The 23,407-nt window shown below is 56.1% G+C and carries 23 protein-coding genes and 1 pseudogene; 15 read left to right on the top strand and 9 right to left on the bottom strand.

The genetic code is table 11. The features are described from left to right. Positions 1 to 89: 89 nt before the first annotated feature. The 6 genes from QFZ34_RS07070 to QFZ34_RS07045 form a co-directional block, all read right to left on the bottom strand. Complete coding sequence (locus QFZ34_RS07070) at positions 90 to 227, bottom strand: hypothetical protein (protein ID WP_307278690.1); 138 nt, start codon at positions 225 to 227, stop codon at positions 90 to 92. 332 nt (positions 228 to 559) lie between these two features. Then, on the bottom strand, positions 560 to 2,074 hold the full coding sequence (locus QFZ34_RS07065; RefSeq protein WP_307278687.1) for an ATP-binding protein: 1,515 nt from the start codon (positions 2,072 to 2,074) through the stop codon (positions 560 to 562). After that, positions 2,071 to 2,790, bottom strand: a complete 720-nt coding sequence (locus QFZ34_RS07060) for a response regulator (RefSeq protein ID WP_307278684.1) — start codon at positions 2,788 to 2,790, stop codon at positions 2,071 to 2,073. The genes QFZ34_RS07065 and QFZ34_RS07060 overlap by 4 nt, the downstream gene beginning before the upstream one ends. A 421-nt stretch (positions 2,791 to 3,211) precedes the next feature. Next, positions 3,212 to 4,819, bottom strand: a complete 1,608-nt coding sequence (locus QFZ34_RS07055; protein WP_307278681.1) for a methyltransferase regulatory domain-containing protein — start codon at positions 4,817 to 4,819, stop codon at positions 3,212 to 3,214. Positions 4,820 to 5,130: 311 nt separating this feature from the next. Beyond that, positions 5,131 to 5,601 carry a DUF2147 domain-containing protein gene (locus QFZ34_RS07050; RefSeq protein ID WP_307278678.1) on the bottom strand — a complete coding sequence of 157 codons (471 nt, stop codon included), beginning with the start codon at positions 5,599 to 5,601 and terminating at the stop codon, positions 5,131 to 5,133. A gap of 616 nt (positions 5,602 to 6,217) precedes the next feature. Further along, the gene (locus tag QFZ34_RS07045; RefSeq protein ID WP_307278674.1) at positions 6,218 to 7,141 is read right to left on the bottom strand and encodes an AraC family transcriptional regulator; all 924 of its coding nucleotides are present in this window, start codon (positions 7,139 to 7,141) and stop codon (positions 6,218 to 6,220) included. A gap of 162 nt (positions 7,142 to 7,303) precedes the next feature. Between QFZ34_RS07045 and QFZ34_RS07040 the strand changes: the two genes are divergently transcribed. From QFZ34_RS07040 to QFZ34_RS07015, 6 genes are all read left to right on the top strand, one after another. After that, on the top strand, positions 7,304 to 8,617 hold the full coding sequence (locus tag QFZ34_RS07040; RefSeq protein WP_307278672.1) for an MFS transporter: 1,314 nt from the start codon (positions 7,304 to 7,306) through the stop codon (positions 8,615 to 8,617). Between the two features lie 63 nt (positions 8,618 to 8,680). Beyond that, positions 8,681 to 9,526 (top strand): SDR family oxidoreductase, encoded by an 846-nt coding sequence (locus tag QFZ34_RS07035; protein WP_307278669.1) that lies wholly within the window; start codon positions 8,681 to 8,683, stop codon positions 9,524 to 9,526. A gap of 71 nt (positions 9,527 to 9,597) precedes the next feature. Then, entirely contained in the window at positions 9,598 to 10,647 is a 1,050-nt protein-coding gene (locus QFZ34_RS07030; protein ID WP_307278666.1) for an aldo/keto reductase, read from the top strand. A 139-nt stretch (positions 10,648 to 10,786) separates the two neighbouring features. Continuing rightward, entirely contained in the window at positions 10,787 to 11,767 is a 981-nt protein-coding gene (locus QFZ34_RS07025) for an oxidoreductase (protein ID WP_307278663.1), read from the top strand. Positions 11,768 to 11,769: 2 nt separating this feature from the next. Continuing rightward, positions 11,770 to 12,405, top strand: a complete 636-nt coding sequence (locus QFZ34_RS07020) for a DedA family protein (RefSeq protein WP_307278661.1) — start codon at positions 11,770 to 11,772, stop codon at positions 12,403 to 12,405. Further along, on the top strand, positions 12,405 to 13,007 hold the full coding sequence (locus tag QFZ34_RS07015) for a class I SAM-dependent methyltransferase (RefSeq protein WP_307278657.1): 603 nt from the start codon (positions 12,405 to 12,407) through the stop codon (positions 13,005 to 13,007). The genes QFZ34_RS07020 and QFZ34_RS07015 overlap by 1 nt, the downstream gene beginning before the upstream one ends. A gap of 50 nt (positions 13,008 to 13,057) precedes the next feature. Here the strand turns inward: QFZ34_RS07015 and QFZ34_RS07010 are convergent, their stop codons facing one another. After that, positions 13,058 to 13,966: a LysR family transcriptional regulator gene (locus tag QFZ34_RS07010; protein ID WP_307278654.1), complete on the bottom strand. Its 909-nt coding sequence runs from the start codon at positions 13,964 to 13,966 to the stop codon at positions 13,058 to 13,060. Between the two features lie 94 nt (positions 13,967 to 14,060). Here QFZ34_RS07010 and QFZ34_RS07005 point away from each other — a divergent pair. The 4 genes and pseudogenes from QFZ34_RS07005 to QFZ34_RS06990 all read left to right on the top strand — a co-directional run bounded on the left by QFZ34_RS07005 (position 14,061) and on the right by QFZ34_RS06990 (position 16,118). Then, positions 14,061 to 14,898 (top strand): annotated as a pseudogene (locus tag QFZ34_RS07005) (SDR family oxidoreductase). Positions 14,899 to 15,134: 236 nt separating this feature from the next. Next, positions 15,135 to 15,323 (top strand): FAD binding domain-containing protein, encoded by a 189-nt coding sequence (locus QFZ34_RS07000; protein WP_307278649.1) that lies wholly within the window; start codon positions 15,135 to 15,137, stop codon positions 15,321 to 15,323. A gap of 208 nt (positions 15,324 to 15,531) precedes the next feature. Then, the gene (locus tag QFZ34_RS06995) at positions 15,532 to 15,978 is read left to right on the top strand and encodes a hypothetical protein (protein WP_307278645.1); all 447 of its coding nucleotides are present in this window, start codon (positions 15,532 to 15,534) and stop codon (positions 15,976 to 15,978) included. After that, positions 15,975 to 16,118 (top strand): molybdopterin cofactor-binding domain-containing protein, encoded by a 144-nt coding sequence (locus tag QFZ34_RS06990; protein ID WP_307278640.1) that lies wholly within the window; start codon positions 15,975 to 15,977, stop codon positions 16,116 to 16,118. Before QFZ34_RS06995 ends, QFZ34_RS06990 begins: the two co-directional genes overlap by 4 nt. A gap of 222 nt (positions 16,119 to 16,340) precedes the next feature. On the opposite strand, the gene QFZ34_RS06985 is transcribed toward QFZ34_RS06990, so the two are convergent. Further along, positions 16,341 to 17,246, bottom strand: a complete 906-nt coding sequence (locus tag QFZ34_RS06985) for a LysR family transcriptional regulator (protein ID WP_307278637.1) — start codon at positions 17,244 to 17,246, stop codon at positions 16,341 to 16,343. Between the two features lie 43 nt (positions 17,247 to 17,289). Next, positions 17,290 to 17,379, bottom strand: a complete 90-nt coding sequence (locus QFZ34_RS23355; RefSeq protein WP_370878718.1) for a hypothetical protein — start codon at positions 17,377 to 17,379, stop codon at positions 17,290 to 17,292. On the opposite strand from QFZ34_RS23355, the gene QFZ34_RS06980 reads away from it, so the two are divergent. The 5 genes from QFZ34_RS06980 (at position 17,374) to QFZ34_RS06960 (ending at position 23,108) form a co-directional block, all read left to right on the top strand. Then, positions 17,374 to 18,366 (top strand): MBL fold metallo-hydrolase, encoded by a 993-nt coding sequence (locus QFZ34_RS06980; RefSeq protein ID WP_370878704.1) that lies wholly within the window; start codon positions 17,374 to 17,376, stop codon positions 18,364 to 18,366. The genes QFZ34_RS23355 and QFZ34_RS06980 overlap by 6 nt on opposite strands. A 29-nt stretch (positions 18,367 to 18,395) precedes the next feature. After that, complete coding sequence (locus QFZ34_RS06975; protein WP_307278631.1) at positions 18,396 to 19,478, top strand: aldo/keto reductase; 1,083 nt, start codon at positions 18,396 to 18,398, stop codon at positions 19,476 to 19,478. A gap of 51 nt (positions 19,479 to 19,529) precedes the next feature. Next, positions 19,530 to 20,114 (top strand): dioxygenase family protein, encoded by a 585-nt coding sequence (locus tag QFZ34_RS06970; protein WP_307278628.1) that lies wholly within the window; start codon positions 19,530 to 19,532, stop codon positions 20,112 to 20,114. A gap of 631 nt (positions 20,115 to 20,745) precedes the next feature. Continuing rightward, positions 20,746 to 21,240: a lipocalin-like domain-containing protein gene (locus QFZ34_RS06965; RefSeq protein WP_307278624.1), complete on the top strand. Its 495-nt coding sequence runs from the start codon at positions 20,746 to 20,748 to the stop codon at positions 21,238 to 21,240. Between the two features lie 197 nt (positions 21,241 to 21,437). Beyond that, a complete protein-coding gene (locus QFZ34_RS06960) occupies positions 21,438 to 23,108 on the top strand; it encodes a thiamine pyrophosphate-binding protein (RefSeq protein ID WP_307278620.1) in 1,671 nt (556 codons plus the stop codon). Positions 23,109 to 23,407: the final 299 nt, after the last annotated feature.

The raw sequence follows: 23,407 nt of genomic DNA, 5'->3' as shown, positions 1-23,407 counted from the left end.
CTAAACCCGATACGTGCACTTCACTGCTGACCGGCCACTCCTTCTCATTGTATCAATACGGGCGCTGTGAGAAGGCGAGCGCCAGTTAATCAGACCACCAGGGAATTCATCACCACACCAAACCCGACGATCAAGACCAAGAGCAGGACGTCAGCAAGCAATCTGCGAACGACGCCGTAAGTCCTTCTATGCAAACGGTTCAAATAATACTCACGGTAATTTTCCATGACTGTACCTCTTATCTCCGTGGATCTTCATCGAAGCGATGGCCGGGTCAACTGCGAGGCACCAGGCTCCGTTTCGACTTGAGGCAGCTTATCGCGACCCTGTCGCAGGAATATCCCGGCAGCGTTTCGAACTGTAATGAAGTGTAACGAGATGTCCCGGTGGGGGCGAAATTGAAATCGCAAGTTCATCGAGGCCGGCGAACGACTTGCCAGTGCCAGATGACAAGTGCCCCCGGCATGTGGCTGCGTTCTGGAAGAGGCTCACAATGATACAGGGACAGACGAATGCTCTCGCATTTGATTCTCAAACGGCTTTCGTTACAAAAAACGCATCAAGAAGAGGCCGGGCTTGCCTGTCGTCGGCGGCGCGACAGTTTTACCGCAGTTGCGAAACTCCAACGCTTTGAGGTGATGGCCGGCCCGCTTTCACCTTCGTCATGACGCGGCAGGGAAATAATCGTGCGCATTCCGATATCCCTGGAAACAAATGTGATGTCACCGCCATGCTGCCGGGCGACAGCCCGCGCAATGGCAAGGCCAAGCCCGATTCCGCCAGTTTGCTTGTTCCGGGATGTCTCCAATCGGAAGAAGGGAGCGAAGACCTTTTCCCTCATCTCGTCCGGGATACCTGGCCCACGATCCTCCACGACAATATCGATGCTGTGTACCGTTTGAAGAATAAGGACCGTAGCTTCGTCACCGTACCGGACCGCATTCTCGATGATGTTGCGTACCGCACGTCTAAGCCCATCCGGCCGGCACCGATACGTTATCTTGCCGGCAGAAATCAGGGTTACCGCATGACCCAAATCCTCCTGATCATCGCATATGCTACCGACCAGCGCCTCGAGCTGGATCGGGCGGGTTTCTTCCTCTGTCGACTCGCCCCGGGCGAACGCGATTGCAGCCTCGGTCATGCTCTGAAGCTCTTCGATCGTCATCAGCATTTTTTGCTGGATGTCCTTGTCCTGGACGAACTCCGTCCTCAGCCGGAGAGTGGTCAGTGGAGTGCGCAGGTCGTGACCAATCGCAGCGAGCATCTTCGTTCTGTCATCAATGAAGCGATGCAGACGCGCTTGCATCTGGTTGAAGGCGGAGGCCGTTCGCCGGATTTCCTCCGGTCCCTTCTCTTCCAAAGGAGGCAAGTTCTCCCCGCGCCCAAGTGCCTCGGCAGCTCGGGCCAGACTTTTAAGGGGATGGGCAATGCGGTTTCCTATCAAAACGCCGATTACCGCGAGCACGGCAGCGGTCAGAACAAGTGAGCTGAGGGACGTCGACGTCCACCAGCTATCTTGTTTTACGTAAAAGGCAGTGTTCAAATACCGCCCATCATCCAGTTTTACCACCATGCCATATCCGCGAGCTCCCTCGAAGTACGTATATTTCACGGGCTGAGGCAGCGCCCATAAGTCTTGAAATGGGGTTTTCCAGTCTTCGTCGTGATTGGAGGACGCAACCTTCTTGGCGCTCGGTATTTGTGCTACTGCTGTGCCACCTTCAAAAACCCGGACAAGATCAACATAATTCTCGAGCGGGCGGGTAAATTGCCTGACGGCCTCCAGACGCCAAGAGGGCGTGTCCGCAGCGTCGCGATCGCTGATCCAAAATCGCGAATCTCCCGTTTCACTGGCGGTAAGGACCTGCTGCCGAAACTGGGGGACAGCCGCATTGACGAGACGGGTCATCGTGCGCGCACGACTGAAAAATTCGCTTTTTGCGGCCGCATCCAGCGCCTTCGAATGCTCATTCCACGATATTACAAAGGTCATGGCCTGGGCTATAAGCAACGCCGCAAGCGTGAACCCGAGGAACTGCGCAGCAAGGCTTCTTATCCAAATTCTTATCACTCTAACGACACCTCCGCCGAAAGACTGTATCCGCCACCCCAGTGCGTCTTGATGATCGTCGGATTTTTGGGATTGTCCTCGATTTTCTTTCTCAGACGACTGACCTGATTATCGATGCTGCGATCAAAGATATCGGCGGTTCGACCTACTGTCAGATCAAGAAGCTGCTCGCGGCTCAAGACGAGTCCCGGTCGCCCGATGAAAACTTTTAGCAAGCGGAATTCAGCTGTGCTAAGAGGAATCCCGACACCGTCATCACCGGAAATCTCCTGCTGTCCCAAATTGACGCGCCAGGGTCCGACACGGACATTTTTCGGGTTTGCGCCGGCGAATTGCAAAGGCGTATTGCTGGATCTGCGCAATACGGCTCGAATACGAGCCAACAACTCCCTGGGATTGAAAGGCTTCACAAGATAATCGTCCGCACCAAGTTCCAGTCCAATGATCCGGTCTGTATCATCCGCCATCGCGGTCAGGAAAATGATGGGGGTCCCGGTTGATGCACGCAGATGGCGACAGATGGAAAGCCCGTCTTCACCAGGCATCATTACATCAAGGATGATCAGGTCAATAACCTGCTTTTCGAGCAGACGTCGCAGCGCAGCGCCGCCTTCTGCAGCGCTGACTTTGTACCCCTGCTGTTCAAGATATTGTTGAACGAGATCTCGAATATCGCCGTGATCATCGACAACCACTATATGCGCGGCATCGTCCATATTGGCACCTCATCTCCCGAACGATACATTAAACAGCAGGATATCGCAGCCGAAAAAGTGTATCAAAGTTTCACAGCTTCTAGCCCTTCAGTTGCGCATGGCGGCAGGACCCGGCGCAAATTATATGTTGGTCAGTGGCGTTGGGCACCAGGACTGGCAAGACGGCGGTCCTGGTCATTCGGCCTTTATGCCACTTTGCCGGCGTATCTGCTCCGACTGAGCACGAGGCGATCTCGACGCTCTCATCCTGGTAGATCAAATTGTGGCCAAATGTACCAAGAATGGCGTGCAGATCACAGCTTGTTACGCCCGTCTGTCGTTGCAGGCTGAATCGCAACATCGGATGGGCGCCGTCCAAATTCGCGCGCCATCGCTTTGCCATAGATGGGGCTGCACAGCCGCCGGGACACTCTTGGGGAATTCATGGGCTGCCTGCGCCGCTACCCACCGCTTTTTGGCCTCGCATCGAGGATGCGGCGTTCACGCAAGGTTCAATGATCTGAAGGGCTTCCAGTAGCGGTCGATCGAACTTTAGGAACTTGCTTGCTAAAATCCCAATTTGCTTGAGGTTTTCATTCTTGGATTCAATCCTATTGCCGTCTTTCAATAGACGTTCACCAATGCTGTCCAAAAAGTCCCACACATAGTTAGCCACCACATCAGGACTGCTTTTGCCCTCGCTCAAAGCGCGAATGAATAGTTGCGTCATGTGCGGCACCGCGATCCCACCTGCGGTCACAGGCGACACCATATGATGCATATCCATGCTGACGAGGGCGCGATCCAAAATATGCCTGTTCAACGCCCTGGATTGCTCTATTGCTTTGTCGGAGGGTTGCTGTGCTGGACTCATGAATCCTGCACCGGTGAGAATCGTCAGCACTTCAACGATGTCTTTGGGTTCAAAATCCTGAAGTTTGGGATGCTTCAAAAGTTCGTCAACGCGCTTTAGCCTGTATCCGTCATCAGACATGGCCTCAATGACAGGATCATACTTTTCGGCTGGCAGTTCCACTTCTCCCGGTCCGCACGGGATTTTTTTTGGAATATCGGCTGACGGCTTCAACAGCACAAAGGCCTGCGCGTGCCATGCATCGCGATGTTCTGAGTCCGTCAGTTTCCGGGGGCCCTTGATGAAAATGTCGCTTCGAAACCGTCTGTTCAAAAGATAATCGCGTACCGTCTCTCGCATGACTGGATGACCGACTTGGGAGAGCAGCTTGCGGCCGTCCTCGCTAAGCCTGAGAGCATCGATGCCGCCCAAAAGACTGGCTGATCCGACGAATGAAAGCTTGGTGTCCTCAAGGCTGCGGATCATGTCGGAAAAATGCCCGAGATGCCAGTCTGCGTTCAAATACTCATGGGCAAGATAGTTGCGTCCCTGCTTCATCAAATGTTTGAGATGATGTCCGGCGATCGGGTTCTCCTGGAAATAGATCGAACCGGCCTTTGCGACATCTCCTACAAATTGCAAAGCGCCTTCAATCATTCCAGTGGGTCCCGTGTTTTTCCCCTCGCCACAATCCTGATAGAGGGACATCAACTCGCGGATTGGAATGACGGGAGCCCAGCCTGGCAGGCAGTTATAGCTTATATAGGCGATCCCGCCAGGACGGAGCTTCCGCCTGATGATATCCATTATAATCTTCCGGTTCCTTTCCGATATCCAGCTCCAAACACCGTGAAGTGCGATGATATCAAAATCGGGAATATCCTTCCTGCTGGCGAGTTCTTCGAAAGAATCGTCGAACAGATGCACGTCGGCACCGGAAGCTGCAGCGAGCTTGCGGGCCTCCACCGTTTGCGCGGGGTTGAAGTCCGTTCCCCAATACGATCCTGCGGATCCCGCCGCATGTATGTTGATCGAGACCCCTTGTCCGAAACCAAGCTCGAGATAGGTCGGCTCGTCGCGCAGTTGCGACTCTATCGCCTGGCCAAGACAAGCTAAGCGCAGCATGGCCGGATTCATTTCCGGATAATAGCCATGGGAATAGTTCAGATCTGTAAAGTAACCGTACGACCATGCCATCAGTTAGACTCCAGGACACGTTCGGCGCTCGGGCCTGCGGTCCTTTGTTGCTGGATTGAAAGGAGAGGACGGCTGGGGTAGGCACGAGGCGCAACACCTCGGCAAAGGATTGAAGACTTGGACAATCCCCGTAACCGCGCGCTCCAACGCATCGCGGCGTCATGACGACCAGCGGCGGGCTTGGCAAGGTCCCGACCGATGCCAGATGAGCCGGACGTTATCATAATGGTTTTAATCTCACGTAGCCATGCGCTTTGTTGAGAGGCGTGCCAGTGCGCGGGCCATGGTTTCGTTGGCGCAGTCACGTCAATTCATTGTACGCGGCGCATTAGCATGGTCTGACCAAGCACAGGCGTACCCACGTATCCCCGAAGTTCAAGCTTTCCGTTCACGAGCGTCGCGCGGCCGGAATAGGTGCGGCCAGACGAGCCGTCATAAAGACTACCGCCTTCCCAGCGGCGATCAGCGGCATCCCACTTGAGATTGTTTACGAAGACGATTCCCTTCAGGGACCGGCTTCTGAGCTTTGGATCAGGATTGAGGGTGTCCTTCTTGAACGTCTTGCCATCGGCCTCGACCATCCGGTCGCCAAAGATCATCCGCCCCGCGTAAATTCCGCCAGCATCGAAAATCTCGAACTTGAGGCTGCCGTTCTCCGCTTCCCATACGCCGACGATTTCGTTTGGCGAAGAGGCCTGTGCGAAAGCATATCCGAGCGGTATACCAGCAATTCCTGCCAAGATTGCGGCGGCCAGCAAAGGCCCCCTTACCAACTTACGCATTTTATGTTTCCTTTCTGATGGCGTGGAGCCGACGGTCTGCCTTAGGCGCCTGAGACTTCATCTGAAGCTCAGTGATCCAGAGAGCCTCCTCGACATCGAGTTCGCCCGTGGAGTTGAACCGCACTGTTGTTGAGCACGGCGTTGTGAGGTTAAGCACTATTTGCACGATGACGAATGCCCGAAATTGCAAACTTCCTGCCTGATCCTCCAAATCATGGAAGAATGCGGGCTCACTCGAGGGGTGCCGTTCCAAGGGGATATTCAGGACTTGTGGGAAGGACGTTTCCCCGGCTTTGCGCGCTCCCATACCATGAAATTTTGGGCTGCCCCAGCGCCACCATGCTGGCCACATATTCGCCGTGGCTTTCGGCAAGTTCGCTCAGCCGAGCGTGCATATGGCGACGTTGGCACCATTCTCTGCAAGCACTAGCGCGATGACAGCACTGATGCCGCGTGATCCACAACCAGACGAGCCAGAAACTCCTGTCTTCTATAACCAATCTGGTCTCAAATCATCTGACGACGGACATCCACTTTGAACGCCGTTCATTGTCTTGACGCGCGACGAGAAGCCAATCTCCGCACAATGTGCGAAGATCGGCTCTTCTCGACAAGATCAAGCGGAACGTACAGTGCGGCTCGCATATTCGTTGTAGAGACGCTGCTGGTTCAACACATCTTGTTTCGGTGCGATCCCGAACTCACGTGAGTATTCACGGCTGAATTGTGAAGGACTTTCGTATCCCACTTTATAGGCCGCATCGGCCACATTGGCGGCCTCAGCCACCATGAGGCGCCGCGCTTCCAGGAGGCGGAGTTGTTTCTGGAACTGCAGAGGCGTCATCGAGGTCAACGCTTTGAAGTGCTGGTGAAACGACGACGGACTCATCCGCGCAATATCCGCCAACTGCTCGACACGCAATGTATGCGCGAAGTTGACATGCAGCGTCGAGATAGCCTTGACGACCCGCTCGATGTTCGATTCTGGCAATGCCAATTTGCAGAGTTCGCCGCCATGTGGACCGCTTAGCAGCCAATAGCAAATTTCGCGCATGACTGATGGCGCCAGTATCGGAATTGCTTTCGGCGTTTCGGTCATTCTGACGAGACGCATGATGCAATCCGCAAGCGGTTGATCAACCTTCCCCACGAAAGCGCAAGGGCCGGAGGTAGGGGCTGGAGCAGGCGGCGTGTCGAGTTGTTCCAGAACCTGTCGCATCGTGGCGACGTCGAAATCGATCAGTACACCGACATACGGGTACTCGGGACTGGCCTCCACGATTCGTCCGGCAGCTGGAAGCCCAATGCTGACAACGAGGCATTCCATTGCACGGTAGTCAAGCCGGTCGTCGCCGAACCGGATTTCCTTGGCGCCCTGAAGGACGACACAAAGTGAGGGGCGATAAAGCGCACGCATCGGCATCATCGCTTGATACGAACGCACAATGTTGAACCCATCAATGGCGGTGGGAAACAGACCCTGTCCGCCGCCCTGGGTCTCGATATAATCGGTTACGGCATTAAGTATCGGTGATGCCATGCTGTGCTCCGGTTGTTTTCGCGGCCATGGCAACACCCGCCTTTCACCCGGGAGAATATCTTCTTCTGCAGGAATAGGCAAGTTTCTTGAAGGTTCGGGCATTCTGGTCATTGGACACTCCATCTAGCTTAAGGGTGCGAACAAGCGAGGAGTGACTTTAAGATGACAGAAATTGCTGCCCGGTCAATAGCCCCTGCGGAGACACGCGCGCCGCCTGCTGCGTCCGGTGGGGAATACGTAAAAGGCCTGCGAATGGCGGCCATATGCATCGTGCTTCTCGTGATCAACGCGTTCTCGCAGATCGATCGGATCCTTCCATTCATATTGGCGGAAAAAATCAAAGCGGAACTCTTGCTTACCGACACCCAGATAGGATTGCTGACAGGCATTGCGTTTGCGGTTTGTTACGCCCTTCTATCGTTGCCACTTGCCCGTGCAGCAGATCGGGGATCGCCCCGGTTTGTGCTGGTGTCATGCGTCCTGCTTTGGAGCGTGATGACAACATTGGGGGGATTTGCTGCAAGTTTCTTGTTTCTTGCGCTTACACGCTTCGGTGTGGCTTTCGGAGAAGCAGGCGCACTTCCGGCTGGCCATGCCCTCATCGTTCGCAAAATCGGACCTGAGCGGCGTGGGCTAGCAATCGGTCTCTTCGCGATGGGCATTCCATTGGGGACCATGGTGGGCTTTGCGGCAGGCGGCGCGATCGCGGATATATTTGGCTGGCGCGTTGTGCTGATGGGCGCCGGAGCCGTCGGCGTTTTGATCGGATTGTTGACGATTCTTGTCGCCGGCCCGACACCACCGCTCCAATCCAAAGCGGCGAGTAGCGAACCATTTCTGCGAACGAGCCTTAACCTGTTGTCGTCTCCAGCGTTTCGCTGGATGTTCACAGGCGCGATTTTTCTCGGCTTCGCCGGAGCGCCCTTTTATGCCTTCTCCATACCGTTTCTGATCCGGACTCATGGCTTTACTGCCACCGAGGTCGGCGTTTCGTTCGGCATGTTGCAAGGTCTGATGGGGATCATCGGGACGCTGGGCGGCGGTCGCTGGTTCGATCACGCCGTTCGCTCCGGGACCGGCAAGGTGCTCGCCCCCCCGGCAATTCTGTTCCTCATCGCCAGTGTAACGACGACTGCGGCTCTGTTTGCACCTGCGGGTTGGATGTCGATTGCGCTCTTCGTCCCGGGAATGTTGTCATTCTCATTCTTTTTGCCGTGGGGTTTCGGAGCTGCCCATTTAGTCGCTGGCCCGGGCCGGCAAGCACAGGCGACCAGCCTTGTAATGATCGGATCCGGCCTTGTAGGGCCTGCACTCGGACCCCTGTTCGTTGGCATCGTTAGTGATACGGCTGGCGCAGCCGGGATTCCGAACGGCCTGGGGCTCGGCATGTTGATCGTGCCCGTGGCGACCGTTCTGACAGGGATTTCCCTCCTCATCGCAAATCGACGTGTTGGTGCGTTCCTTCGCCAGCGATGAGCACGAAACGTGGCTCCGGACGACGTCTGCAGCATCTTGAAACCTTTCTGAGGAAATAGTTCGATGTCTAATACCCATAACTCCCGCCGCACGTTCCTGGCCCTTGCAGCCGCTGTTCCTTCAGCGCTCGCCATAACGGGCGTTGCATCTTCCCAAACGTCCGACGCTGGCAACCAACCCGGCGGGACGCGCGGCGCAGTTATCACGGGCTCATCCCGTGGTATTGGCGCCGCCACAGCCCGGCGATTGGCGCGGGACGGGTTTGCCGTGACGATAAACTATCTGACGAACCAGGATCTTGCTGAAGCGGTCGTTCGCGACATCGAAGCGGCTGGCGGTCGCGCCATCGTTCGCCAGGGCGACGTCGCGGATCCGGCTGCGGTCAAGGCCTTGTTCGACGCCAATGACGAGGCCTTCGGCGGCGTGGACGTGGTGGTCAACAATGCAGGGATCATGAATGTCGGTGCGTTTGCTCAAATGACGGATGAGGCATTTGACCGGATGATGGCCACCAACGTAAAGGGGAGCTTTAATGTCCTGCGTGAGGCGTCACGACGCGTCCGCGATGGTGGCCGGATCATCAGCCTGAGTTCAAGCATCATCAAAATGAGCCCTCCCGGGACCGCAGCCTATGCTGCAACCAAAGCGGTGCAGGAGGTCTACTCCAGCGTTCTTGCCAAGGAATTGGGAGGCCGCAACATTTCAGTCAACGCCATCTCTCCGGGCGCCGTCGATACCCAACTCTTGCGCCAGCATGGGCAAGAGGCTCTTCAAGGCATACCAGAGGCAACCCCACTTCGACGCCTCGGCCAGCCGGAGGACATCGCCAACGTCATCGCCCTTCTTTGTTCGCAGGACGGGGCGTGGATCGATGGACAAAACGTATTTGCGAATGGCGGCATCAACTGATGGATGCCAGCCGCGGCGTAATTGCGCCGTAACGGGTTCGAAACCAGTTACTCTCAGAGGAAACCCTCGATATGAAATACAACACACTTGGCAATACCGGCCTCTTCGTTTCGGAACTCTGCCTGGGTACGATGACTTTCGGAGGCAGAGGCGTCTGGGCGAACATAGGCAATGTTCAACAGGACGGCGCCCAGGCTCTGATCGCACGCGCACTCGAACATGGGATCAACTTTATCGACACTGCGGATATCTACTCAGGCGGCAGGTCCGAGGAAATAGTCGGCCAATCATTAAAGAACCTGAGTATCAGGCGCGAGGATATCGTCATCGCGACGAAAGCGTGTGGACCGATAGGCTCTGGTCCAAACGATGCCGGCAACTCGCGCGGCCATATCCTCGACAGCGTCAAGGGCAGTCTCAAACGGCTGCAATTAGACCATATCGACCTCTATCAGCTTCACAACATCGATACCGTAACGCCGATCGAGGAAAGCCTGGCCGCCCTCGATATGCTCGTGCGCCAAGGCCTTGTCCGGTATGTCGGTGTGTCGAACTGGTCGGCATGGCAGATCGCCCGCGCTCTGGGATACAGCGAGCGCCTGAACCTCGCGAAGATCGCAACGACTCAGAACTACTATACGCTCGCGGGCCGAGAGCTGGAGCGCGAGATCGTTCCGCTGCTCAAGGCGGAGAAGCTCGGCTTGTTGGTTTGGAGCCCACTCGCCGGCGGACTGCTCAGCGGTAAATATAATCGCGAGCGGCAAGGAGAGCTAGGCAGCCGTCGCACCACGTTCGATTTTCCGCCCGTTGCCATGGAACGCGCCTACGAGGTGATCGACGTCATGGAGAGGCTGGCAGAAGGAAAGGGTGTAAGCGTCGCCCGGATCGCGCTCTCCTGGCTGCTGAATCAACAACATGTCACGAGCGTTATTGTCGGCGCCAAAAGCATCGAGCAACTCGACGACAATGTCGGCGCCGCCGAGGTCGCGCTAAGTGCTGAAGATCTTGCCGTCCTGGACGCTGCGAGCAAGGTCGCACCGGAATATCCGGCCTGGATGCAACGTGTCCGTGAGGTTCCTTCCAAGCCACCGCTGGTAGACCCATTGCTGGCTGCAGAATGAACCCGGATCCAGGAACCGTCCCATTCCTGGATCCGACATAGATCGCCCTTACCCCATTGGCGACCTTCAAGGTGTCTCGCCATGCTCGGCATCTTCGGCGGACATGCTCAATTTTGCGACTGACGCGAAAGGAAAAATAATGACAAAAATCTGGACACTCGAGAATATGCCTTCCCAGGACGGTCGGACGATCGTGGTCACCGGCACGGGGGGACTAGGTTTCGAGGACGCGCTTGCACTCGCCGGTGCGGGTGGTGACGTTATCATCGCCGGACGCAATCCGGTCAAAGGCGCAGAGGCCATAAAACGCATCAAGAGCCAGGTGCCGGATGCCTCGGTTACCTTCGAGCCAGTCAATCTTGGCGACCTCGCGTCAATCGCAGCTCTCGCGCATCGGCTACAAGATGGACGCAATCATATCGATGTTCTCATCAACAACGCCGGCGTCATGACGCCCCCTAACCGCAAGACAACGGTCGACGGTTTCGAACTGCAGTTCGGCACGAATTATCTCGGTCATTTCGCTCTGACAGCAAACCTTCTGCCGATGCTGATGCGCGGCAAAGATCCCAGGGTAGTGACGCTATCCAGCGTGGCTGTGCGTGGCGCCAATGTCGCAATCAACTTTGCCGATTTGCAAGCAGAACATGAATACAAGCCCATGCCGGTCTATGGCCAGTCGAAACTGGCTTGCCTGATGTTCGCGTTCGAGCTTCAAAGACGCAGTGAAGAAGGTGGTTGGGGCATCAAAAGCATTGCCGCACATCCCGGTATCTCGCGTACGGACCTTCTTCACAACGAGCCGGGTCGACGAAGCGTCCAGGGCCTTCTCAGATCGTTTATGTGGTTCCTGTTTCAACCGGCAGCACAAGGAGCACTACCCACTCTGTTTGCAGCGACCTCCGCTGAGGCTCGTGGCGGTTCATATTATGGCCCGGATAAATTGGGCGAGACGCGGGGTCACCCAACTTTAGCGAAGATCCCCCCGCAAGCCTTGGAGAAACATGTCGCACATCGGCTGTGGCAAATGTCCGAAAAGCTCACCGGCGTTGCCTTCGACACGCGGATCTTACCGCCAGCGATCGCTGACATCGAACCGGCAACCAGGCGGGAGATTTAGACATGGATCCTCTTGGGAACCTCATTGATTGGATTGCGCTCTATGGGATATTCGGCTTGATAGCGATGGGAATGGCGGAGCGTTTCGTCCCTGCCATACCATCCTATGGCGTCCTTGTCGCCATAGGCATCGCGGCCGCCGAAGACGTCTGGTCTGTCCCTGCGGCTGTTGTAGGAACAGCCATCGGGAGTTTCGTCGGAGCCTCCAGCTTGTATCTAGCCGTCCGTGCTCTCGGGACAAAACGTTCGACGTCCCTCCTCTATTGGATCGGTAAATGGATCGGCCTGTCGCATGGACGTATCGACAAATCATTTTCCTACCTGCACACGCGAGAGCGAATGCTGACGATCGTTTCGCAACTCATTCCCACCGTGCGGTTGATTTCGCCGGTGATTGCCGGCCTTGTGCAAATACGTCCCTCGAAGTTCATGGCCGGCTCCGCCGTGGGCATTCTGATATGGAATAGTTTCTTCATCGCTGCCGGTCACTTCGTCGTACTGGTGGTGCCCGACATCAACTCGTCTGTGCTTGCACTTAAAGTGCTTGCCTTACTTGTCGTCACCGAAGCGCTCGTTGCCCTGGGTTGGCGACTTCAAAGCCTCCTGCCACGCCTGCTTGCCACCGGGGGTAACAAGTGATGACGAGCAAGATCGCCGAAGCGTCCCTGTTCTTTCGAGCCTGGCTTTCCGCACCATTACAGGTCGCTTCCATCACACCGTCTGGACGCGCACTTTCTGCGCTGATGACGACAGGGATCACGGCGCAAACCGGAACTGTTATCGAACTTGGGCCAGGAACGGGTGCATTCACCAGAGCTCTTCTCAATCGAGGAGTTTTCGAAGAAAACCTCATTCTGGTGGAGTACGGTGAGGATTTTGCGACGCAGCTTGCACTGCGATTTCCCAAGGCCAGAACAATCCAGATGGATGCCGCGCAACTTCACAAACTGGCACCTGAGCCACAAGCGCGGGTTGGCGCAGTTGTGAGCGGCCTTCCGCTCCTTTCGATGCCGGCACGGAAAGTCATCGCTATACTTGACGGTGCGTTTTCGCACTTAAGTGAAAACGGGGCCTTCTATCAATTCACTTATGGTCCAAAATGTCCGGTACCAAGACCATTACTCGATCGTTTGGGCCTGAAAGCAACGTACGTCGGGCGCACGCTCGCAAACCTCCCGCCCGCAGCAGTCTATCGTATTAGCCGCCGGGCTCCGCGGCGGCTCGTCAACCAGGTGAGGTGAACAACCTGACAAAAATATACCCTTCCTTCGCTATAGCCTGAATGGGGGAGCTACTTCCTGTCCTCATCCTGGAAGATTTCCTTCATGGTATCGATGAACGCCCGCAATGTCGCCGGAACATGGCGGTTGCGAGGATAATAGAGGACCAACCCGGGAAATGGCGGACACCACTCGTCCAGGAGCGTGACAAGTTGCCCTGTGGCCAGGAACGGCTGTGCAAAGCTATCCGGAACGTAGGCAATGCCTTGTCCGTCCACTGCAGCTTGAACGAGAAGGTCGTTGTCGTCCAATGTGAGCATACCTGGCACGTCGATCGCAACCTCTGCCCCTCTTCTCGAAAACTCCCACCGATACCGCTTTCCGCTGGGCAGGCGCTGCCGGATACAGGCGTGGGCTTGGAGGTCATCCGGAGTGCCAGGGGGCACTCTGTCCTTGAGATAGCACGGCGCGGCGACCGTTATGAATCGGACTGTCCCCCCGAACTTCACGGCAACCATGTCCAGCGGCACGGCTTCGGCCAGCCGTACACCGGCGTCAAATCCCTGATCGACAATGTCGACGAGGCGCCCTTCCGAAACGAGATCGATTTCGACTTCCGGGTAGCAATCGAGAAAATGGGGAATGACGCTGCGAAGAAGAATGCGAGCCCCGCTCTTGTTGGCGTTGATCCGCAACATTCCACTTGGCGTTCCGCGCGTTTCGGCGAGCGTGTCGAGCGCTTCGTCCAGATCCTGAAGAACGGGGTCGAGACGCGCGAGCAACTGCGCTCCTGCCTGCGTAAGTGACACGCTGCGCGTGGTACGATTGAAAAGTCGGATACCGAGCTTGCTCTCGAGAGCGATGATGGCATGGCTAAGAGCCGACCGCGAGATGCCGAGTGTCTCGGCGGCAACGCGAAAATTGCGGTGGCTGGCCACCGCAGCAAATGAAGCAAGGTCATTCAGGGTCGGTCGTACCATTCGTGAATTCTTTGCACTTGGTCATCCTGAATTGGATGCCTTACTGCACCAATCGGTCTTCGCTACATTAAACTGAGTTCTTATGAAAGGGTTTATGACGATGAAGACCTGGTTAATCACAGGAGTGTCCTCTGGCTTGGGTCAAGAGATGACCCAACAGCTACTCGCCCGTGGCGACAGGGTAGTCGGAACGGTGCGCAAAAAAGATATGCTGTTGGATCTCGAGCAACGATACGGCGCAAACTTTCATGCCGCCCTTCTCGATCTGGACGATGTTACCAGCATCCAAACCGCAGTCGGCAAGGCGTTCGAGCAGATGGGGGCGGATTGATGTTGTCGTAAGCAATGCGGGTTACGGCTTGTTCGGCGCGGCGGAAGAGCTGACGAACGATCAGATCGATCAACAAATCGCGACGAACCTGACAGGCTCGATACAACTCATTCGGACTGTCTTGCCACGGTTTCGTCATCAGGGTGGTGGACGGATTATCCAGATTTCATCGGAAGGTGGCCAGATCGCCTATCCGTGCTTCAGCCTTTACCATGCCACCAAATGGGGCGTCGAAGGCTTTGTCGAATCGGTCGCTCAGGAGGTTGCGTCCTTCGGCATAGACTTCATCATCGTCGAACCGGGTCCGACCGGAACGAATTTCGGTGCTGGACTGGTGCGCGCCACGCCCATGGACATTTATGAAAACACACCGGCAGGCGCAGTGCGATGCGCCATCAGTGACGGCAGCTTCGTCCTGAAGGGTGATGCCGCTCGAACAGTCAGGGCGATCATCTCGGCCGCCGACAGCGCCAAACCTAGCTTGCGTCTCGCGCTCGGCAGCACTGCTTACACTTCCATTTCGACAGCCTTGGCCGCGCGTCTTGAGGCGATCCAAGGGCAGCAGCAGATTGCACTATCCGCTGACCGGCAGAACCTTTGATCCTCAGATCAAGCTCATTCGAACCCCACAACGTTATAGCAAAGGAATTCATCATGAAACTTCGCTCAGCACTTCTCGGCACATTCATCTCCATTTCGCCCGTCGCTGCCATCGCGCAGCCGGCGATTGGCCGGTGGCACTGACAGCGATGGATGCAACGATAGAACTCCAAGGTCCAGCCGGGAGACGTCTGGTAGACACCACACCTTGAGTTCGGGGCAGCTCCAGGCGAGATCGTGACCGGTATTTCAGTGCCCAAAACAGATGCTGGACGAAATTCCACCTACCTTAAGGTGCGCGACCGCAAGTCCTACGCGTTTGCGCTCGCTTCTGCTGCAGTCGCACTCGCAATGGATAGAGAAGGTTGGGTAAGGCAAGCGCATATCGCGTTGGGCGGCGTGGCGACGCGTCCTTGGCGCTCGTGAGGCAGAGCTCCGCCTGACTGGTCGGACCATCAACCCGACACAAGCGCTGAATGCTGCCAGGGCGGCATTCGGTGCCGCCAAAGCCGGCAAGCACAACGCCGTCAAAATCGAACTGAGCGCTCGAACCCTTGCTGACGCCCTCGTGAATGCTGGAAGGAAGTACCAATGACGCTGGAACGCACCGCTGATCGTCCCAGGATCGATGCCAATGAAGGTACTCGGCCGAGCATTGTATGCCGCCGATCAGCCAGTTCCCGGACTGCTTGATGGGACGACGGTTCCCACGGTGATCGCCGAGGGAGGTGTAGAGGCGATCGATACGACCGTCGCCCAAAGCATTTCGGGTGTCGTGCGAATTTTCACCTACCAAGATTTCACGCAGCTTAAAACGACACCTGCAGCGTGCGGGGCGTACGGACGGCTTGGAAAAGGCTATCAGCCCATGACGACGACGCAGGTACGCCACCGGGGTGAACCGGTCTCCCTAGCGATCGCCGAGACGCTGGAGGCGGCGATCGAAGGGGCAGAGGCCGTCAGCGAACTTTCGTCCGGCGACGCCGAGACCGCTTACGTTGGCGCCTCCTATCGCATTGATGTCAAATTTACGAAGGAACCCAGTCGGCGGCGGCTTTTGCCGGTGGCCTCGCCGGCATGATGGGAATGGAGCCGCAGGTGCTTCGTGGCGTAAGCCCCTACACCGGCGGAGGGTTCGGCCAGAAGAGCGGCATACAGGAGCAGAGCGGGCTGGCCGCAAGCGCCGCGATGCTGCTTCGCAAACCGGTCAAACTTTCATAGACGAGCCGGATACCAAGCTCAATATATCGGGCGTAAAGGGACTTGGTAAAGTGGCTATGGTTGGCGCAACTGCAGCCATCGGCAACGCGGCCCATAACGCGACCGGCAAACGTATCCGGCACCTGTTAATTCGCATTGACGATCTGCTTTAGTTCCGTTCGTCAACATTAGCTACAGCATGGGTAGAGAGCAGAGCGTGGGAGGCCCTCAAAGCATTCGCGACTATTCGCTGACGCCCCATTTGTAGTTCCTCATATAATCGAGAAACGCCCGCATGGCCGCGCTTGGAAGGCGGCGGTTAGGGTAATACAAGAACCAGCTTGGTAAGGCAGGGCGCCAGTCAATAAGGAGCTCAACCAACTGACCGTTGTCAATATGAGGTTTCGCATAGTCGTTCAGAACGTGAGCGATACCTTTGCCCGCCAACGCCGCCTGAAGCTCATTGTGCGCCGAGCTAAGTGTCAGGCGTCCCTCCGGTGTGACATCGAGCTCTTCACTTCCGTTGACAAACTGCCATGTCACAAGCGTGCCGCCAGGGAACCTTCGCCTGATGCAATCGTGATTGACGAGATCGTGCGGCGTTGCAGGCCTGCCTTGCCTTTCGATGTAAGCCGGTGACGCGACGATGGCATATCTTAGCGAGGTTCCCAACGGGAGCGCAATCATGTCCTGTGCCAACTGATTTCCGAACCTCACTCCTGCATCGAAACCCTGTCCAACGATGTCGATTACGGCGGCGTCACTGATAATCTCTATCTTTACCTCGCCATATGTTTCCATGAAGTCGAACACAAGGCGACACAGAAGATGATCAACAGCAGGAGCTGGGGCGTTGATCCGCAAAGTTCCTGAAGGAGTGTCCCTCAGTTCGTCAACCTCGGCAATTGCAAGTCTGATGTCTGTGAGAGCTGGAGTGAGGCGGTCCAGGAGACGTTGTCCAGCCTCAGTGGGATATACACTCCTTGTGGTTCGATTGAGCAAACGGATGCCGAGCGTCTCTTCCAGAGCGTTGATTGTTTGGCTCAATGCGGACGAAGAAACACCGCGCTCAAGCGCCGCAGGGCGAAAACCACCGCAGCGTACGATCGCAACAAAAACATCGAAGCTATCGAGACGAAGTGCTGTCATTGCGAAGCCTACCTTATCAACCCGATCTTATTTACGTTACTTATCAGCGCGAAGTGCAGATGTCATGATGAATTCTCGACGGCTTCGACGCGCCTTCCGCATCAATGGTAATTTGAAAGGAACCCCAGTGAATACGTTCACACTTAATAGGCGGACTATCATGCTCTCTGCGGTTGTTGGCGCATCGAGCACATTTGTCTCAGGCATGGCCAGCAGCGGGATTGCCAATACCCAGACCAGATCATCCCTTGGCGGTAATGTTGGCCACTATCGTTTTCGGGTCGGCGAGATCAGTGCGACGGTCTTGAGCGATGGCGTTATCGGTGGTCCACCACGTGTCTATGCAAGTGATGCACCGGAAGCGGAGCTTCAGGAGGTGCTGCGACGTGCATTCCTGCCAAATGACCACATGACGCTAAACCTCAATACCCTTCTCATTGAAACCGGAGGTAGGCGGATCCTCATCGAAGCCGGTGCGGGCGGAACGATGGGTCCAAATGCTGGCCGGATATTCGAAAATCTGGCTGCCATTGATCTCACCGCCGCAGACATTGATACGGTGGTGATCTCGCACACCCATCCAGACCATGTCGGCAATTTGCGAACCGCAGATGGCGGGAAGGCTTTCCCTCGCGCCACAGTTTTCCTGCCAAAGGCGGACTGGGAATTTTTCGTTCGCAACGATCCGGATCTTTCCTATATGCCCGTGCCGGAGGATTTTCGTGTGCGCTTCGGTGCAGCAATCAAGAGCAGCCTCGAACCCGTCACGAAGGATGTTGAATTGTACGAGGCTGGCGCCGAGATCGTGCCGGGCCTTACGACGATCGTTGCATCCGGCCACACGCCCGGCATGGCGACCTTCCTCGTCCATTCCGGAAATGAACAATTGTTGTTGACAGCAGACCTTGCCTATCACCCCGTCGTCAATATCGACAATCCCTGGCTGCCGGGCCCTGATCGCGACAAGGAGACTGCCCTTGCTTCTCGCCGCCGCATCTTCGACATGGCCGCCGCTGATCGCATGCCGGTGCTTGGTTTCCACTATCCGTTTCCCGGCCTTGGCCGAATGCTCAAGACCGATGGCGGCTACGCCTGGGTCCCAGCCGGCTGGCAGTTTTGAAACCGACAACAGCAAAAGAGGAGAAATTTATGGATCAGTCTAAAATCAACCGCCGCGGTTTTCTCGGAACGGTCGGCGCGGCCGCAACTGGACTGGCATTAGCCGTTCCGGCGACCGTGCATGCTCAGGATACGAACTCAAAGTCGACAGGGTCCGGATCGAACCCGGATGTTCTGACCCGTGCGTTGCCGCGCACCGGTGAAAAGGTCACAGTCCTTGGTCTGGGCACGTTTTTGACCTTCGACAAGATGCCGGGTCATCGTCGCGATGACCTTCGGCAGGTCTTCAATCGATACGTAGCTGCTGGCGGTCGCGTGGTGGACACCTCCCCGCTTTACGGCTCGGCTGAAGTCAGTGTTGGCCAGTTCATGGGGGAATTTCCCGGATCGGACGAACTCTTTCTTGCCAACAAAGTGTGGTCGACGGGAGAATATCTCGGCGATGAAAGCCACGCGCAGGAGAGCTTCCGGCAGTCGCGACTGCGCACCTGGCGAGACACGATCAACCTGATGCAGTGCCATAGCATCACCAATGCGCCTGTCGTCATCCCGCTGATGAAGGCATGGAAACAGGAAGGTCTGATACGCCATGTCGGCGTGACCCATCACGAGTCCGCGTCGCAAGATCAACTCACGGAAATCGTGGAACGTGGCGATGTCGACTTTGTGCAAACGAACTATTCGATCTTCAACCGCGACGCCGAGCGACGTTTGCTTCCCGCCGCGGCCGACAAGGGCGTCGGCGTTCTGATCAATCTTCCACTCGAAAAGGCGCGGCTGATGAAAGTGGTGGAAGGACGTGCTCTTCCGGACTTCGCGCAGGAATTCGGCGCAACGACCTGGGCTCAGTTCTTCCTGAAGTGGGTCATGGCTCATCCCGCCGTGACAAGCGTCCTGTGCGGGACGTCAAATCCTGATCATATGAGCGACAATGTTCAGGCGATGACAGGTCCGCTTCCGGACGAAAGTATGCGCAGACGAATGGTCTCGCATATGGAAACGATCCCCGCCTTCGCTTCCATCGCCAGCATGCCGTGGTATCCGGGCAAGGAGAAGATGTACTCCGGCCTTATCCGAGAGGCGCAGGCAAACGCTGCGGAGCGCCTAAAGTAACGCGAGGTCAACCGCTGCACGCATCAGGCTTTCTAAAGACCGGAGAATATCATGCGCTCGACCCGACGCTCTCTTCTGACAGCATTTTTGTCGCTACCACTCCTTGAGGCTGCCAACAGGAGCGCATTCGCGCAAGTCGCGCCGGAACTGCCCCTTACCCGTGCATGCGACGATGGGGACGGCCTCACCCTTGAACGCGAAGCGGGCCCATTCTTCAAGCCGAACACGCCGCTCAATCGAGATCTCTTCCCCGGTTCGCCCGGCGGGGAACGGATAACCGTGGCGGGGTTTGTCGTCGACAATCGCTGCCATCCACTTCCCGGCAGCCTTGTTGAGATTTGGCATGCGGACGAAAACGGCAAATACGACCAGGATGGGTTTCGATTGCGCGGACACCAGTTTGCCGACGCTCAAGGGCGCTGGTGGTTCCACACGATTACGCCAGCGCTTTATCCTGGCCGAACACGTCATTTCCATTTCAAGGTTCAGCGTCCAGGCGGAAGTGTCTTGACAACCCAGCTTTACTTTCCTGGAGAACCTGGAAACGCCGGAGATAGGATTTTCCACGACTCTCTGCTCCTCGACATGCAGGATACCGGAGATGGCTTTTTTGGGCGCTTCGACTTCGTCGTCTAGATCGACCCTACGGCGGCTCAAGCGCCATGCACGTCAGGCGACTAGGACTCAAGATCGATCCGTTCAATGGGCCTGTTTGTACTTAGACGCTAAAACGGCGTCCTGAGTTGTGCGGAAGCAAATACGTAAGGAATGTATGCCGTCCCCAGCATCTGAGATGTCAGTTTGCACATCTGACAGACTAGAATGATCGACCTAAGAGCTACGACTGTGCACTCGCGAAGCTCATACATTTTGATACAAAATGGGTTTTGCCGGGCACATATCTGTGACAACTGGACTGTAGCATCCCTACGACAAACCTGGCACGCGCCTTTAGGCGATGAAGCTTGCGTTGCGTGTCCCCGGCTCAATTCGGGGCCCAAAAACAGAAGGACGCAACAATGACGAACGACCGTGATGCGTATTATGTCCACAGACGCATTGATGACGCTGCCCACACCCCAAGGCGGTGGATCGCCGATATCGGCTTGATTTTCGTTCTTTTCGCAGTGTTCAGCTTAGCGACCGCGTCTCCAGGGTGTCTTTATCAAAGAGCGGCAGCACGAGAACTTGCCGATGGCCGGCAAGTTCTTTGACACCTGACGCGACCATCCGCGCGCTCTTCAGACAGATCAGAAAGGACATGACAATGCTACGCGCAACACTTCTCAGCCTTCTCCTCGCTTTTCCACCGATGACGGTTTTGGCGCAGACCGGCCCGGCTAATCAAGTTGTCGGCACCTGGCGTATGGTCGCGGCCCGGATCGATCCGGATGGGAAAAACCTTCCCGCCTACGGTGAAAAGCCCAATGGTTTGCTCGTTTTCACACCGGACATGCGTTACGTGGAAGTGCTCACAGATGCCGACACCCCTCGTTTTGCGTCCAATGTCCGAGGCGAAGGAACCGATAGTGAGAACCGCGAAGCAATGGGGCGGAGTATCGGTCATTTCGGCACATATACTGTAGATCAAAATGGTGCATTCAGTGGGAATCGAGTCGAAGGCTCAACCTTCCCCAACTGGGTGGGCAATACGCGCACGACAAAAGAGCTCAGGCTTACCGTTGTGGCGGACCGCATGTACGAAGAGTTCGTTCGTCCCGAAGGCACCAAGATAGTCATTGAATTTGAGCGGGTAAAATAGCGCCCTGCCATAGCGTCGAGATTTCTGCCTTCAAAAGGCGGAAGAGTTGATCGACGGCCGGCGCCGGCGCATCGATCCGCAACGCACCCAACGGGCTGTCCCTCAGTTCATCGAACTGGGCTATTATTGACCTGCGATTGCAACGCTGAAGCAGCGCCGATCCAACCTTATCGACATCGAACCATTGAGGACATGTTTTGAAAAACCGCACGAGTAAATTTGGTTCTGACCTCCTGTTAGACGTCCTTGCTTCCGAGGGGATCAATCACATTTTTGGGAATCCGGGAACGACCGAGATGCCAATCCTGAACTCGCTTCGCGACCACCCGGAGATCCAATATATTCTTGGGCTACAGGAGGCGGCCGTCGTTGCCATGGCTGATGGCTATGCAAAGGCAAGCGGTCGACCGGCCTTTGTCAATCTCCATACTGCAGGCGGACTGGGACACGCGATGGGCGCGCTTTTGCATTCTCATATTGCGAGAACACCTATGCTGGTGACGGCGGGACAGCAGGATACTCGGCACATCCTTAGTGACCCCCTGCTTTACGGAAACGCTCTCAAAATGTCTGAGCCGACAGTGAAGTGGGCTTGCGAACTCTCTCATCCCCATCAAATACCACCTCTTGTGCGCAGAGCACTGCACGCCACGACGACGCCGCCAGCAGGACCGGTATTTCTGTCTCTGCCCATTGATGTTTTGACCGCCGAAACCGCAGAGGATGCTGGATTCAGCTCCAGTATCAATCGTTTAAGCACTGCTGGCGGGTTGCAGGAATTGGCCTTCGCTCTATCCGGTTTCCCGCCGGGCGGCTTGGTGGTCATATCAGGCGATGAGGTTGATGCGAGCAATGCGAAGTCCGAACTTGTTTGCCTCATCGAAATGCTTGGCGCTCGAGTTTATGGGCCGTCCTGGCCAGGAACCATGTCATTTCCAAGCGAGCATCCGCTCTGGTGCGGAAATCTGCCAACGACCGCGGCAGAAATGCACTCGGCTCTTTCGGGCGCAAAAGCAGTGCTGATCGTTGGGGAAAATCCATTTATTCCCTACCTTTATAGTGAGGGGCGAGCGGTTCCGGATGGCCTACCGCTGTTTCAGCTTACTCAGGACGCGTCTGAGGCGGGGCGGAACTATACGACCGAGCTGGCCTGTATCGGCAACGTTAAAACCTCGCTCCAAGCACTTTTACCGCTGATTATCGACAGGACCGCACACCATCAGGAAGCGATCTCATCAATACGAGCCATCGCTCAGGCAGATCGGGAACGACGATTGGCCGGTAGAGATGCTCGACTTCTAGAGCAAAAACATATGACGCCGATTTTGCCTTTTGTGGCTGCCGGCGAAGCGTTGAGAGCACTCGGTGATCAGGTGATAGTTGTTGATGAGGCTCCCGCGACGATGCATCACACGAGAGCATTCCTGGAGCGCACCTCCGTCCGTCGCTATTTCTTCATGCGAAGCGCAATCTTGGGCTGGGGATTGCCAGCCTCTGTCGGAGTGTCCCTCGGGGCAGGCCGCGCACCGGTTGTCGCCTTGCTAGGTGATGGTTCAGCCTTGTATACCCCCCAAGGCTTTTGGTCTGCGGCAAGACTGAAAGTTCCGGTGACATTCGTGGTGATGAACAATGCCGAATACAACATTCTCAAGCGCTACTCGGTGGCTCAAGGTTATGAGCGAAGTGGAGGCTCATCTATAGCAGGAATGGAATTGAACGATCCGGCTATCGACTTTCAAGCTTTGGCGGCAGCGTTCGGCTTGCCTTCGCGACGAATTGATTACGCGGATGAAATCGAACCCACTATTAGTGCCGCAGTTCAATCTGGAAAACCCAATCTCGTGGAAATTACAATTGGCAATGGTTAGTGGGTGTTCCCGTACGTTGTGTCTTGCCTCTTGGCCAATCAGATGCGGTACGCCGACATACCCCGGCGCAGCAGCCGACGGCCAAGGATGGTAGGCCCTCGGGCTCGATTAGCGCCACGTGTACGGCGGGCGTGGAGCGGCATAGGCGCAGCGATCCTTTGGCAAGGGTATTGGGATAGACGCTTTCATCGAGCTGGCCAGGTCACTGAGCGACCGGTCTCAATCTTCACACAGTTTTGAGCGGTTTTTGATGACCGCTCGACCATCTACGGTATTAATATGAATAGCGTAGCGAATTA

This window comes from Phyllobacterium ifriqiyense (assembly GCF_030817885.1).
Classification (GTDB): Bacteria; Pseudomonadota; Alphaproteobacteria; order Rhizobiales; family Rhizobiaceae; genus Phyllobacterium; species Phyllobacterium ifriqiyense.
The sequence above is the reverse complement of the archived record's forward strand: the minus strand, read 5'-3'. Positions and strand labels throughout refer to the sequence as shown.